The organism is Peribacillus cavernae, assembly GCF_003989135.1.
GTDB lineage: Bacteria > Bacillota > Bacilli > Bacillales > DSM-1321 > Peribacillus > Peribacillus cavernae.
Map to the genome: position 1 here is coordinate 58169 of NZ_RYZZ01000043.1, position 14567 is coordinate 72735.

Annotated in this window: 12 protein-coding genes, 1 pseudogene and 1 riboswitch; of the genes and pseudogenes, 3 read left to right on the top strand and 10 right to left on the bottom strand. The window is 38.9% G+C overall.

What is annotated here, in order from left to right; genetic code table 11:
• Window positions 1–97 precede the first annotated feature (97 nt).
• The 4 genes from ELQ35_RS20680 to ELQ35_RS20700 form a co-directional block, all read right to left on the bottom strand.
• The gene (locus ELQ35_RS20680; RefSeq protein ID WP_185861847.1) at window positions 98–1654 is read right to left on the bottom strand and encodes a Na+/H+ antiporter NhaC family protein; all 1557 of its coding nucleotides are present in this window, start codon (window positions 1652–1654) and stop codon (window positions 98–100) included.
• 300 nt (window positions 1655–1954) lie between these two features.
• Window positions 1955–2821: a fumarylacetoacetate hydrolase family protein gene (locus ELQ35_RS20685; RefSeq protein ID WP_126867074.1), complete on the bottom strand. Its 867-nt coding sequence runs from the start codon at window positions 2819–2821 to the stop codon at window positions 1955–1957.
• A gap of 1046 nt (window positions 2822–3867) precedes the next feature.
• A complete protein-coding gene (locus ELQ35_RS20695) occupies window positions 3868–5337 on the bottom strand; it encodes a protein adenylyltransferase SelO (protein WP_126867088.1) in 1470 nt (489 codons plus the stop codon).
• A gap of 256 nt (window positions 5338–5593) precedes the next feature.
• Window positions 5594–6703 (bottom strand): 5-methyltetrahydropteroyltriglutamate--homocysteine S-methyltransferase, encoded by a 1110-nt coding sequence (locus ELQ35_RS20700; RefSeq protein ID WP_126867075.1) that lies wholly within the window; start codon window positions 6701–6703, stop codon window positions 5594–5596.
• Window positions 6704–6807: 104 nt separating this feature from the next.
• A riboswitch (SAM riboswitch) is annotated at window positions 6808–6906 on the bottom strand.
• Between the two features lie 1055 nt (window positions 6907–7961).
• Here ELQ35_RS20700 and ELQ35_RS20705 point away from each other — a divergent pair.
• Complete coding sequence (locus ELQ35_RS20705) at window positions 7962–8369, top strand: SRPBCC family protein (protein WP_370873474.1); 408 nt, start codon at window positions 7962–7964, stop codon at window positions 8367–8369.
• Window positions 8370–8437: 68 nt separating this feature from the next.
• On the opposite strand, the gene ELQ35_RS20710 is transcribed toward ELQ35_RS20705, so the two are convergent.
• The 5 genes from ELQ35_RS20710 to ELQ35_RS20730 form a co-directional block, all read right to left on the bottom strand.
• On the bottom strand, window positions 8438–9037 hold the full coding sequence (locus ELQ35_RS20710) for a hypothetical protein (protein WP_126867076.1): 600 nt from the start codon (window positions 9035–9037) through the stop codon (window positions 8438–8440).
• Window positions 9038–9145: 108 nt separating this feature from the next.
• On the bottom strand, window positions 9146–9931 hold the full coding sequence (locus ELQ35_RS20715; protein WP_126867077.1) for a GNAT family N-acetyltransferase: 786 nt from the start codon (window positions 9929–9931) through the stop codon (window positions 9146–9148).
• A 55-nt stretch (window positions 9932–9986) separates the two neighbouring features.
• On the bottom strand, window positions 9987–10409 hold the full coding sequence (locus ELQ35_RS20720) for a GNAT family N-acetyltransferase (protein ID WP_126867078.1): 423 nt from the start codon (window positions 10407–10409) through the stop codon (window positions 9987–9989).
• A gap of 60 nt (window positions 10410–10469) precedes the next feature.
• Window positions 10470–10997, bottom strand: a complete 528-nt coding sequence (lepB, locus tag ELQ35_RS20725) for a signal peptidase I (RefSeq protein WP_281278147.1) — start codon at window positions 10995–10997, stop codon at window positions 10470–10472.
• Window positions 10998–11538: 541 nt separating this feature from the next.
• Window positions 11539–12030, bottom strand: coding sequence for a DUF6584 family protein (locus ELQ35_RS20730; protein WP_246026161.1), 492 nt, complete (start codon window positions 12028–12030; stop codon window positions 11539–11541).
• A 254-nt stretch (window positions 12031–12284) separates the two neighbouring features.
• Here ELQ35_RS20730 and ELQ35_RS20735 point away from each other — a divergent pair, with 254 nt between their 5' ends.
• On the top strand, window positions 12285–13232 hold the full coding sequence (locus ELQ35_RS20735) for a DUF6454 family protein (RefSeq protein WP_126867080.1): 948 nt from the start codon (window positions 12285–12287) through the stop codon (window positions 13230–13232).
• A 113-nt stretch (window positions 13233–13345) separates the two neighbouring features.
• Here the strand turns inward: ELQ35_RS20735 and ELQ35_RS20740 are convergent, their stop codons facing one another.
• On the bottom strand, window positions 13346–14170 hold the full coding sequence (locus ELQ35_RS20740; protein WP_307365744.1) for an iron-containing alcohol dehydrogenase: 825 nt from the start codon (window positions 14168–14170) through the stop codon (window positions 13346–13348).
• Here ELQ35_RS20740 and ELQ35_RS23305 point away from each other — a divergent pair.
• Window positions 14166–14309: pseudogene (locus ELQ35_RS23305) on the top strand (GTP pyrophosphokinase family protein); the annotation flags it as partial. The gene ELQ35_RS20740 and the pseudogene ELQ35_RS23305 overlap by 5 nt on opposite strands.
• Between the last annotated feature and the right edge of the window lie 258 nt (window positions 14310–14567).

Below are 14567 nucleotides of genomic sequence, written 5' to 3' on the forward strand. Positions count from 1 at the left end.
TTTTATACTAGTAAAACAATAGATCCCTCCTCCGAGATCGAATTTACATTGAAAAATAGGAGAGGGGAGGGATCCGAGTATTTCAGTATTAATCTAACTATTTAGCAATTTCCTCAATATTTTGTAAAGACATAGTTTTATCCGATCGGGCTTTCATGATATAGGCACCAATTCCGACAGTAATTAACGCAGTAACAAGGCCTATGAGTACATTTCCTGTGAATCCGAGGACAATGAAACCTGTTATGGAAGAAATGCTGGATAGGATGGCATATGGAAGCTGTGTTATCATATGATCGAGCGGATGTACAGAACTTCCAATAGAAGCCAGGATCGTTGTGTCAGATAACGGCGAGCTGTGCTCACCGAAAACCGTTCCCGCTAAAACTGCACCGATAATTGGTATTAAAAATGTAATGTCTATGGCAGCGACGATCTCTGCACCAATAGGGATCATTAAACCAGCCGTTCCAAGTGTACTTCCTATCGAATAAGATATAAACGCTGCGAATATAAAGAAAATGACTGGAAGCCAGGCAATTGCCATATTTCCTTCTATTAAAGAAGCTAAGTAGTCACCAATCCCTAAACTGGAAATAATTCCGGCGGTTACAAGTGCTAAAAATAATATCATCACACTCGGTAATGTCGTTTTAATACCAGAAAGGACAGAGGTTATTATGTCATTGCCAGGGGTTTTTTTTATGAATAATCTTGTGAGGCTTACAATGTTTGCTAATAATCCACCATAAACGAGAGCTAATATAACATCCGTGTTTTTAAGTAGTTCCATTGCTGACGTGGTTCCTTCGGTGCTTGAAGAACCAATCCATATAGAAGCGATAATCGTTACGAGAATAAGTGTTAACACTGGTAATAGGAGATCGGCCATCTTGCCATCTTTTCTCGTCGGTAACTTACTATTATCTGCTCCTGGGATTTTTCCTCTTGAGGTATCAAACAAAACTCCCTCTTCGATCGCTCTTTTTTCATCTCGACGCATTTGACCAACATTGATGCCAAAATAAGCAACGATAAAAACGAGCACGATGGTTGAAAGCGTATAATAGTTCGTTGGTATGGATAACAAAAATGCCTCAAGAGCTTGATATTCAGTAATCCCATTTGAAGTCAAAACTCCGGCAATAATAGAGGTAATAAAGGCCGCAAGTGCTGAAACAGGTACGATTAGGGCGATCGGTGCTGATGTTGAGTGGACTAAATAAGATAACTTGGAATGTGAAACTTGGTACTTGTCGGTTACCGATTTCATAACGGCTCCGCGGAATAAGCAACTAAACGCATCATCAAACCAGGTGAAAAAACCAAGTAACATCGTTGCCATTTGAGCTTGAACCCTCGTTTTTGCTACTTTTACCCCCCATTCTGAGAAGGCATAAATACCACCCGAGAGATAAAGAAGAGAAGACAATATACCAATTAAGATAACAAAAATCAAGACTTTTCCATCTTCCACTAGTACTTCCATCATTAGGTTGAAAACATTAGCCGCACTATCGAATATATTCCATTGATTATAAAGCAATGCGCCTAAAGCGATACCTACCCCTAATGGTAGAAAAAGCCTTTTCGTTATGATAATCAAAGCAATTGTTATAACTGGTGGTATAAGTGAAAAAATAGTACCTTCCATTGATAAGCCCCCCATAAATTTTAAAATGATGTTCTATTTGCTTGTCATAGGATTAAAAAACAACCGCCAGAAATGATTTAGAATTAGTGTATAAATAACAATCTTTTTTTAGAATTCTTTACATTATCACGTTTGAAACCGCTTTCATTACTATTGAGGAGAAGGATCATCCGGGACCAGCTGTGTATAGCGGGGGTTGTATATCTAATGAATGATATAGCCGGTTTCCGAATGATCCTGCAAAGTTATGTGTTTTGTAAAGATGAATCCTTAAGTACTAGATGCATGAGTCCTGCATTATTATCGTGGAGCAAGTCGATTCACTAAGCGTCCCAATCCTTCGACTTCACAAACGATTTCATCACCTGGCTGTAGCCATTTTTTTTCTTCCATACCAACGATCACACCCTCGGGAGTCCCCGTAAAGATCACATCACCGGCTTCCAATGTCATGGCTTGCGACAAATCACTGATGAGTTCTGCAATAGGGAATATCATTTTCTCTGTGTTTGAATTTTGACGTAAATCGCCATTTACCCAACACTTCAGATCCAGATTTTGCGGATTCGGAACCTCATCAGCTGTTACAAGATACGGTCCGATGGGTGCAAACTGATCAATCGCTTTTCCATACATCCACTGAACACCGCGGAATTGAAGATCACGCGCGGAAAAATCGTTCCCTGTTGCGTACCCAAACACATAGTCAAGAGCTTCTTCTTTCGTCACATTACGTGCTTGTTGTCCCATAACAACGACCATTTCCACTTCGTAATCTACCTGTTCAGTAATGGCAGGTGGTACGATTTCTTCATTGTGGGCTGCGAGACTATTTTGGTATTTAGGGAAATAGATTGGAAACTCTGGAATTGCCAGATTGGCCTCTGCCACATGGGCACGGTAATTAGCTCCAGAACAAATAATTTTAATTGGGTTTTGTACTACAGGGGCATATTGAATAGTTGATTCTTCTAACGTTTCATCTGCTTGTGAAAGTACTTGATGGAGTTGATCTAACCCTGACTGACCGGCAGCAATGACGTCCTCCATCGTATTTGGTGCTGATAAGCCTGCTTTTTCAGCGGTTGAACACACATCGACAATGCCATTCTCTGTTTTAATGCCTAATCTTACTCTATCGGAAGCTTGAAAAGAAATAAGTTTCATTACAGTCACCATCCTAAGTATAATATTTTAATAATTGCAAAAACTCTAACGCTAAATAATTGGAGAGGCTTTCCTTTTTGCGGGTAATCCATTCTTTTTCTCGTTTTTATATTCGAGCCTTCAGAGACATCATGTTGTATGGTCTTACCATATCTATGGCCATACAAGTCATCTCTTGTTTTTATTTTAATTGCAAGCGCTCACATCCGCAAGGATTATCCTACTACAATTTCCGACAAGCGCCTTAATGAGGGACGTTTAAGCCAATGCCATTAGTCGTCTTATGGAACCAACTTAAATCATCCTGAAGCAAACAGTGTCGAAAATACCAATGCAAAGCTTGTAATGGAGAATGTCGTCGCAGCGAACTCAAATCTCAGCCAAACCGTTCCACCAACGGTTGGTTGAATAAACTTCAATGTATATTGTACCTAAACCCATCCAAGAAGTAGTCATTTCCTGATACGTTTCGTCCATCCCCCAGGATAGCCCATGTCTGGTTGTTTTCAGTCACCTTCAAACAATTTTCTAGCTTGCATTTAGCAATGATCATACCATTTGGAAAATTTTCTTTTGTATATCCATGCTTACCAAGCAACGACTGAATGGTAACATGGCTACAGGCAGCCTTATCTATTTTTTTACTTGTGTGAATGGCCAGGGGTCCACGATAATTTGTTATCCATGACCTTGTTTCATATTGGTTTTCCCTAAAGCAAAAAGGCTGGCCCAAGGCTGGATCATCGATAAAATCTTCATTCTAATTACCTCCAACCTATGAAAGTTTACTTTTGGTATATATTATCCCTGTAGAAAAATATTATGAGACTGTGCGGAATATATTTATTAGAGCGGGTTTCGCTTAATTCACGTTATTTTCGCTTGAATTGACTTCACTTCCCAAACTTTCATTTAAATGCCTAGGCCTAAGTAGTTACTTAAAAACTAAAATAATGCTACCTCAAAGGGCAGCATTATTCTTGCACTAAAAGTAAACCATGAAAAAGCGGCAACCTGGTTTAGAAAAGCAATTAAAATCATCTTTATCATGTCCCGCAATAGGTTCGGTAAGGAAGGGTTGATGGCGCAGGCAGTGTGGCGTATTCCGCCTGTTCAGGAGAGTGAGCGAAGGGGCTTGAAAGAACATCAAGAAGTCTTTCCATCACGCTGTAGTCTCCTAGTTCCTCTGCGGCTTTCAGTGCTTCTTCTACCCGGTGGTTCCGAGGAATTACCGCTGGATTGCTGTTCCGCATTAACTCCTGTGAGGATTCTTTTGTTTCCTCCTGCCTGCCTAGTCTTGCTAGCCACTCATCATGCCACTTGGAAAATTCCGTGCTACCGAACAGGTCCGTACCCTCTGTTTTGCCAAAGGTCAATGCGCGGAAGGTATTGGTATAGTCGGCGCGATGCTTCTTCATCAAATCTAGGAGGTCATTGATACGAGATTCATCCTCTATCTCTTCATTAAACAATCCCAGTTTAGCTCTCATTCCCGCAAGCCAATTTTGTTGATACAGCTTTGGATATTCTGAAATCGCCTCCTGGGCCAGTTCGACAGCCTGTTCCTGTTTTTCATGAATAAGCGCCAATAGGCTTTCTGCAAATCGAGCGAGATTCCATCCGCCAATACCCGGCTGATTGCCATAGGCATAGCGGCCTTGAGTATCAATGGAACTGAATACCGTAGCCGGATCATATTCATCCATAAAGGCGCAAGGACCATAGTCGATGGTTTCTCCGCTAATGGTCATGTTGTCGGTGTTCATCACCCCATGGATAAAGCCTACCAGCTGCCATTTGGCAATCAGTGCTGCCTGACTCTTAATCACTTCATTAAGCAGTGAAAGATAGCGGTTTTCATCAGCCTCAATGTCTGGATAATGACGCTTTATTGCATAATCAGCCAGGGTTCTAAGTTCCTCGACTGAATCCCGTGTAGCACCGTATTGAAAAGTACCAACCCGCAGATGACTGGCAGCCACACGTGTCACGATGGCACCAGGTAGGTGGGTTTCGCGGATTACTGCCTCACCGGTGGTCACCACCGCCAGGCTTCGGGTGGTAGGGATGCCCAATGCATGCATGGCTTCACTGATGATATATTCGCGAAGCATCGGGCCAATTGCCGCCCTGCCGTCGCCCCCGCGAGAATATGGTGTCCGTCCTGGACCCTTGAGCTGAATATCAAGCCGTTCACCTACAGGAGTAATTTGTTCGCCGAGTAACACTGCCCGGCCATCGCCTAACATCGTAAAATTCCCGAATTGGTGGCCCGCATAAGCCTGGGCAAGCGGGGAAGCACCTTCAGGAATCTCGTTGCCAGCAAACACCGATAGGCCTTCTTCACCTTGCAAAGCCTCAACGTTCAGCCCCAATGATGTCGCGAGCGGTTCATTGAGAATGGCCAGCTTTGGGAACTCTACAGGGTCTGGAGAAAAGCTTGTATAAAAAGTCTTGGGCAGGCGGCCATAACTGTTGTCAAAGTTCCATCCTAATTCTTTTATTTCTTTTGTCATCGTATCTCCTTTTCCTCTTTTGTCTTCCTGTATCCTATTTTTACTTTTACTTAAATCAAAAATCCCACGCATTCTTTATTATATCTTATTGTCCGCTTTTCATATCAGCACAAGCGCTTTATAACCTCTACTTCTGCCAATTTATTATATCCTTTCCATCAAGAAAAAGAGGGATGCACAGCATCCCTCTTGCCTAAGCAGCTAATAACTTTCATAAATTCCAGACTTTATTGTTAATCATTTAAAACTTTTTAGATTAACCCCAAACTTCTTTTGCGACATCGACAATTACCTTTAATTTGTTCCATTGCTCTTCTTCTGTTAGGTTATTGCCATGGTGGGTAGAAGCGAATCCACATTGAGGACTGATGCACAGCTGTTCCAATGGTACGTATTGGGAGGCTTCTTTGATCCTTTTCTTGATAGCTTCCTTGTCTTCCAACTCAGGAAACTTAGATGTAAATAATCCCAGGACTACTCGTGGTGCATCGTCTCCAGTCGGGATATACTTCAAAGGTTCAAATGTTCCTGAACGCTCATCATCAAACTCAAGGAAAAATCCATTTACTTTTTCCTTATGAAGCAAGGTGGGTGCAATAATATCATAGCTTCCGGAAAATGCGTAGTCAGACTTATAGTTACCTCTGCATAGGTGGGTAGTTACAAATAGGTCTTCCGGCTTATCATTAAGAACACCATTAATGACACGTAAAGCTAAATCAATTAAATATTCACGTGAGTATTGGGCGTCACTAAAAGGGAGCTCTGGTGCGGAAAGACCAGCAATATATACATCATCCAGTTGTACATAGCGTACCCCTACCTCATAAAAAGCTTTAATTGTTTGTCTGTAGGCTTCAATAATATCCTTAGCAAATTCTTCCCAATCAGAATAGATTTCCGGGTTGATAACTCCGGCATTGAAGAACTGGTTAGGGCTCGGAATCGTTACTTTGGCAACTGCCCTGTCACCAACAATTTCAACAAGTTCCTTTGCATGTTGAATGAACGGGTGATCAGGATTGAATGCTACTCTCTCTACAGCACGTACATCATGCTTTTCCGTTTCCATCTTGCTGAATTGGTAGCCTTTTTCAGGAGTGTAACCTTCCATGCCGAGCAGGTTCTCCATAAAGTCCGTATGCCACCAATGACGTCTGAATTCGCCATCCGTTACCGCTTTAAGACCAACCTCAATTTGCTTATCAACAATTCTTTTAACTTCTTCCAGTTCTATCTCTCTTAGTTGTTCGGCGCTAATCTCTCCTTTATTAAAGCTGGCTTTCGCTTCTAGCAAGTGCTTGGGCCTCAATAAACTTCCTACATGATCTGCCCTGAATGGTGCCTTTGTCAAAGTAATCGACATAAATAATACCTTCTTTCTTTTTTGTTATTTCTAAAATGTAAGGGGGAAAAATAAAAACCTCTTCTTGAAGCAGAAGAGGTTTTTGGCGCCTTGGTCCATATCTCTTCTTATCTTCAAGCTCTTAGCTTCTGGAATTAGCACAGTACTATAAGTCTGCTGCTGAGGTATCAAAGGGCCAGTCCCTCCACCTCTCTCGATAAGAATTATATTCACTTTTTTATAACTCTATCGCTGATAGTATACGAAGTCAAGGGGAAATTTAAAAATTTCAAATAAGCAGAATAATTTCTTTGTATTGGGTAGCTGGTTCATAAAGGATAGATTGGTGTATTCTTATCATAATGGTACATATTAAAATATATTTAGTCAGGTTCTTTATACGTTAACGCTATTTCTACTACTTCCTCTACAAATTTCAATCCACCCATCCAAGTAGGATGCGACTACGGTGCGGCAGTTTGTGAGATTCACAACCGGATAATTTCAATCCACGCATCCATGTAGGATGCGACACGAACACTAAAAATAATCGTTTAAAACGTCCTTTATTTCAATCCACGCATCCATGTAGGATGCGACCTATTAATAGTAACAAAGTCTCTTAACCCTTTTATTTCAATCCACGCATCATGTAGGATGCGACGTCATTAGGAAAAGGCTCGCGGATATCGCTCAGAGAAAAACATGGTGGCCGTGATTTATTTTCTTGCCGGGAAACTGGATTTTGCGCTCAAATAAAAAGAATGAGTAACAGTTCGGAGCCATACTTCGCTCGCAACTGAACCCATTCCCTTGTCCATCTATCCGTTTAGCCATGATCGAAGGGTTCTATGCGTGTAACAGAGGGTGAATACGAAGCGAGTAATTGAACTCATTCCCTTGTCCGGTTTTAAGTCTATAAGAAAACCAGATTTTACTTTTTTTCTGTAAAATCATTGTTAGTGGCGAAGAGCCTTATTTAATAATTTATCGTGTGTTATTTGTTTAGCGTTAGTGGCCATGTAATTACCTCTCATTATCAGATACATATTTAATTAGATTATTAAAAAAGGAGATTCGTTCGTATTTTACCGGTACACAAAGTGATTTTATAAACCAATCTGAATATTCTTTACACTATCTCTATTTAAATGATAACATTTATATGTAAAATATTTCTAGGAGGAGATTATTTTGAATACTACTTCTAAAGAAAAAGTGCTTACACAAACAGAAACAATGAAAGTACCACTAGATTTGGTTTGGTTATGCTTGGACGATTTCAGACCGAGTTTCTGAGTGGTTTGCCCCTGAAGCGGTTGTAGAACCAAAAGAAGGAGGCCCATTTGAACTGTATTTCGAACCAGGCAACACGACAGGAATGAATACGAAAGGGTGTAAAATCACCAAACTTGTCGATGAAAAAGAGCTGCAATTCACCTGGAAAGGTCCTGATCAGTTTGCTGATATTATGAACATGGACAATGAATTAACGATTGTTAAAGTTAGTTTTGAAGAAGTTGATCATGAAACGACCAAAGTTATTGTGGAGCATACAGGATTTAAGAGCGATGAAAATTGGTCAGATGCATTTAAATGGCATCAAATGGCGTGGTCGGGTGTTCTCGACAGCTTAAAGTCCGTCCTTGAAAAAGGCGAAGGAAACCTATGTTGCCAACCTGAATAAATATAACGAATGGATAATATTCAGCCATCTATTCTTGAGGGAATGGGTGGTTTTTTCGGTTCAATCATTTAGCTGGATTCACCGTTAGTTGTAAGAATATTCTCTTGTAATTTGGCTAATAATGCGTTGCATTTCACAAAAAAATCTCTTATAGGAACGACAGTGAAATAAGAAGATACATCTAAATTACCTAAGGGACATTCATCATATATTAAGCTGATATTTAACATCTTTTGAGGTGTAATACCCTTTTGCATTAGTGAATTTGCCAATTCTGAATATAGTTTTTGACCTCTTTCGTCAATCGAACGTTCCACTGAAAAACGCCCAACAAAGCTATCCCACCATACTTTAAACGATTGATAAATTTCACCATATCCCTGTGGACTATCTCCGCTATCCACGAACAAGCTTCGGTAAAATAAATCTTTTTCATCATTGAAGATTTTTATATCATTCATAGGATGTTGAGAAATTCTTTGAGAGACGTCATCCCATAATTCTTTAAAGCGTTGTTCAAAATCTTCCACAAAAGCTATCCTTGATGGAAGATAAGGAAATCTGCATTCTTCTTTACGATCATTTTGATTAAGGAATATATTTTGGATATAAACCAAGAAGTTCAATGCATAAGATGCCTCTGTTCTCATTAACAATGAATTTTCCATTAAACTCCCCTCCTTATTTAGCTTTTATATGTATTTCAATTATTGTGCTTAATCCACTAATTCCCGTTAGATCTATAAGAAGCATCTGAGAATTGAAGGTACATTCTCTTATCCTCGGATTTCTTTAATACTTTTCCCACCTAAAAATGCATGTCCATTTTTCAATTTACCGACTGTTTGAAATCCATACTTTTGGTATACCTTTTCTACTGATTCGTTAATGGGGAAAACCCAAAGCTTCTTTATACCCCTATTCATCACTTCTTTTTGTATAAATTGAATAACTTCACCTATTAAGCCTTTACCTCTGAACTCTTCCATTGTAGCTACACTTTCCAACCGAGCTTGTATCCCATTTTCAAAAATACATGCGGTGGAACAGGCTATTCCATCGTACCGAAGAAGATAATGTGTGAAAGAGTGATGATTGAATTGCGCTTTATAAACCTTTTCAATTGTTTCCTTTCCGCCAAACTCTTTAATGCTACTCTCTATATCTAAAGCTTCTTGATAATTCTCTGGTGTTACTTTTTCAATTGTAATTCTGTTGTTATTAACGATCTCAATCACTCGGTTATTCCATAATTGAACAGGACTAATTAATTCTTCATATCTAAAATTCTTTGATTTCAATTCTGAAATTATATTTTGTTGGATTTCTAAGTTATAGATATAGAATCTTGGTATGATATTTCTGGATTGATAATAGCTGATTACTTCATCTATGACTACCTGTGGATGATCACACGTATCACTTATATGTGCGTGATTTGCGTCATAATAATTTGGTTGGCTTTCATTACAAAGTATTGAACCCCACGTGGTTTCGATTCTCTTAGTAAAGGTTTCAAGGTATGCAAAATCAAGCATTAAAACATCTTGTAAACTTATCATATAGTTACTCCTAAAAAGTGTTTATTTCTTCTTCAACTTACGCACCCTGAGTGAATTATTTTGCTTTATTATATCTCATTAAATTACTACCATTTACATTTGTTGAAAAGCCGACTTTCTCATAGTATGGAACTAATCTGTCAGGACAATATAATTCCACCCTATCTACATCTCGTACAAGAGGATGTTCCAAAATACTATTCATCAATGCTGTACCTATCCCGTTATTTCTATAATTCTCATTGGCTATAACATCAAATATAAACGCTCGATATATAGTATCTGTAATCACCCTAGCAAATCCAATTAATTCTTCTGTTTCATTATTAATCAACCCAATTACTAGGCTACTATTGTCTACCATTCTTTTAATTTCCGTAGGTTGTCGCGTTGTTGTCCACCACTCGTTTTTAAATAACCTATGTAAATCATCTAATTGTTTATCATTTAATTCCTCAACAACCTTATAGTTCATCATCTCATTGCTCCTTAACAATACATATTCAGTCGTGGAACTTCAGTAAAAAACTCACAACGATTACTCAGGTGTTCCAACCTCTTCGAACGGATAGAATCTAAATTTCACTTCGCCGACCACCTCGTCATCTGAGATCGAACCTATGATTCTGCTGTCCATGCTGCTCGGCCGGTTGTCCCCCAGCACAAACAAAGAACCTTCTGGAACCGTGACTTTGAAATCCTCAGTCAAAGTAGTCTTTGATAGATTTTCACCTTTGATTTCATTCAAATATTGTTCTTCGAAAGCTTTGTCGTTGATATAAAGAACATCATTCTTCATTTCGATCATATCGCCCGGCAGACCTATCACCCGCTTGATATAATCGTCTTTTGAAATGGGAGAGTGAAATACGATCATATCAAAATGATCAATCTTGCTAACCTTCGAGACGATGAATCTATCGTTGTCTTCAAACGTCGGCTCCATGGATTCTCCCTTAACCGTTATCGGCGAAAATAAAAACTGGCGGCAAATAAAGGCTACCATTAAAGCAAATACAATTGATTTTATCCAGGAGTACAGCTCCTTTTTGGTGTGATCATGCACAGATATTCCTCTCATTTACTAATTTTTATTTGATGAGATATGAAGCTAACGAACCAACTCTATTATTTAACTGACCCACCCGTTGATTGAAGAAGGCATTTACTTTGTCACTTTTAGAATGGTTACCGTAAGAATTAAAACCAACACTAAGATATGTAACCAAACCGTAAATTTAATGAATAATTCCGCCCAGAGTTTCTTTCGTAAACCATAGTGAAGGACAATTAAAGAAAATAAGAGAGTGACTACTCCACGAAGGATACTACCATCCACAAAGAATGAAATGACATTAAACAATCCAGAAACAATAAATAAAATGACATATGCCTTATATATCTTTTTTTCCCTTTATAACTCGTGTTCGAATTGATACATTGCTTTTTACCTCAGATTCCTTTTCGTATCTTTAACTGCCATTCATAAATCTCTCCTTCACCCAAACTGACGTATCTCAAGAGGTGGAAATAATAATTCAATCCCACGAATTAACTTTACCATAAATTTGAAGTTGAGAATTATTAAATGAATAGAAACAGTTTAATTAAAAAACCCAGTCAAAAACAGTATAAATACCAATACATATAAGTGAAATGATTAATATAAGTATCGAGATACAACCAATAGTAACTAATTTATCTTCCAATGTATCTTCAGGTTCTTCCGTCAATATTTCTTTAACCTTGTTCTGGATAGGATAAATCATCTGATCTACTTGCAGACTCTTTATGATTTCCCTGTCTCCTTTATATTTTAAAGCCCTCGAAATTCTAATAGGGTCATTCCCCATCGAATTTTCAAACTGGAGACATGCTTTTTCCATTTCAGGTGTCTTATTCTTTTCAAGATACCAATACCGGCCAGCCATTGAAGGGTATTTCAATGCTGAATAAATATCTCCCAGTTTTCTACGAAGTTCTAATTCATCAGGATACGTGGAAATTAACCCGTGCAGTCTGTCTCTCGCTTTTCCTAAGTCTTCATTTTGAACATCTTCTTCTATCTTTTTTAAAGTTTTAATTGGTACTTTCTCCATAACCCATCCCTCATTCATCTTGATATAAACAGTCAACATAATCCTCAATCTGAGAAAGAAGAATAGAGGCTGTATAAAAAATTGACTTTATACAGAATACTCCTTATTCAATTGTACTATTCTTAGTTCTAATCGGCTAAGCGTGTCTTTTGCTTGTAAACTATTTTTTACAAACATGCGGAGCTCCTATTACTTCCACTTAATATTTCTATAGTAATCTAGGTAAGAAATATATCAGCATGGAGGTTGTATTAATGAAGAAAGTAATTTTTGCACTTGCAACTGCTTTAACTTTTGGATCTCTAACAACGGCATTCGCCTATCCTGATACACTTCAATACGGTAAGGATGGAAAACAACTGACAGAAAAATTTCAACAACTTTCTCGCGATAGCGTTTGGGAACAGAAAGAAAAAATTGATTTGCAGTTTAACACCTTCCATCCACAAGGAATGACGAAAGTTGGAGACCTTTACTACATGTCTTCTGTAGAAATCATCGAAAAACCAGTAAAGTATGATCAGCCCCGTGATGGGTATGACCGCTCACCTGGCAAAGGAATCGGCCACCTATTTGTTTTTAACACACAAGGCAAGCTCTTAAAGGATATAAAGCTTGGTGAAGGAGATATGTACCACCCTGGAGGCATTGCATTTGATGGGAAATCAGTCTGGGTTTCTGTTGCTGAATATCGCCCGAACAGCAAGTCTATTATTTATAAAGTAAATCCAGAAACGATGAATTCTCAAGAAGCGTTCCGCACGAATGACCATATTGGCGGAATTCTGCGTGATGGAAAACACGGAAATTTAAAGGCTGTAAGCTGGGGTTCGCGAACTTTTTATGAATTCAATGAAAAAGGGAAAGTGCTTAATAAATCAATTAACCCCAGCCATTTTGTAGATTATCAAGACTGCGAGAATGCAGGGGAAGACCAATTGATATGCAGCGGCATTACTGAATTGCCACAGCAAGGAGCTGCCACTTCTAAATATGAATTGGGCGGTCTAGCCTTACTGGATATGAAAACAATGGATATGGTTCACGAACTGCCAATTACTCTGTTTTCTCCTAAAGGACATGTGGTTACACGTAATCCGGTATATCTTGAAAATACAAAGCAGGGAATAAAATTATACGCTGTACCGGATGATGATCAATCCTCTATGCTCGTGTATGAAACAAGCGTAAATAAAAAGTAAATTTTCTCAAGAACACTTTGATTCCAATAGTCAAAGTGTTTTTTATTACTTATTTGCAATTTTAAGAAAAAGAGTCTGATACAATGTGTACCAGACTCTTTGATGTCTTTTCTTTAAAATTCTATTTTTTCGCCTTTAAATGCAGCGACATATATTTTTTTCATATCTTCCACGGATACTTCTCTTGGATTCGATGGAGTACAAGCGTCCTCAATAGCTCCTGCTGCCATCTTGTCCAGAAGTTTTTCAAATTCTCCTTCTTCAACACCAAATTCCTTCAGTGTTAATGGCAGATTCAGCGATTTGTTTAAACGGCGGATAAGATCGGTTAACGAGTCGATCAATTCGTTATCTGTACTTCCGTTTAACCCAAGCATCCTTGCAATATCAGCATACCTTGAACTGTCCGCCTTTTTATTATAATCAATTACATATGGCAGATAGAGTGCATTAGCTACTCCATGCGGAATTTTAAAGATTGCTCCGCTCTTATGGGACAAGCTATGAACAATTCCTAAAAAGCCGTTTCCAAAGGCCATACCTGCAATTGCTTGGGCATAATGCATTTCGGCTCTTGCCTCTTTATCACCTGATATGGATTTTTCAATGTTGTTTACTACTTGCTTGATTGACTGCATGGCCAGTGGATCGGTAAAAGAGCTGTGCATCGTGGATACATAGGCTTCAATACCGTGTGTTAATGCATCCATTCCTGTATAAGCTACAATATCAGCCGGCATCGAATAGGTTAGCTCAGGGTCAATAATGGCTATGTCAGGCGTAATTTCGTAACCAAAAACCGGGTACTTAACTCCCTTATCATAGTCCGTAATCACTGTAAACGGAGATACATCGGTACCCGTTCCGCTTGTAGTGGAAATCGCAACAAAGCGGGCTTTTTGCGAGGAGTTAAAAATTGAACTGACAAGGTTTATGATGCCTTATAAATTTGCCATGGATGAAATGAACACAAAAATTAACATACTAAAAGAAGAATTCACCTATATTCACGATTACAACCCAATCGAGCACGTCAAGTCAAGGCTTAAAACACCAGAAAGCATTTTAAGAAAAATACCTAAATTGCAATATTAAATGCAACACATGATGAAAACCCTGTAAACCGATGTCCAACATGAAAAATAAGATGATAGGACTTACTCCGCGCAACTTTATATGGAGTGGCAGGCATGATAGCCTTGGCCGGCGTAGCCAGCTTTTGTCAAAGCTTGCTTCCTGGCTGGGAACTCATGCCTGCGGAGGCTCCATGTCAAGTTGCTAAGCACCACGTCCGGCTTTATAACATCACGCCAGAAGAGCCAGCTCTTCTTGAAA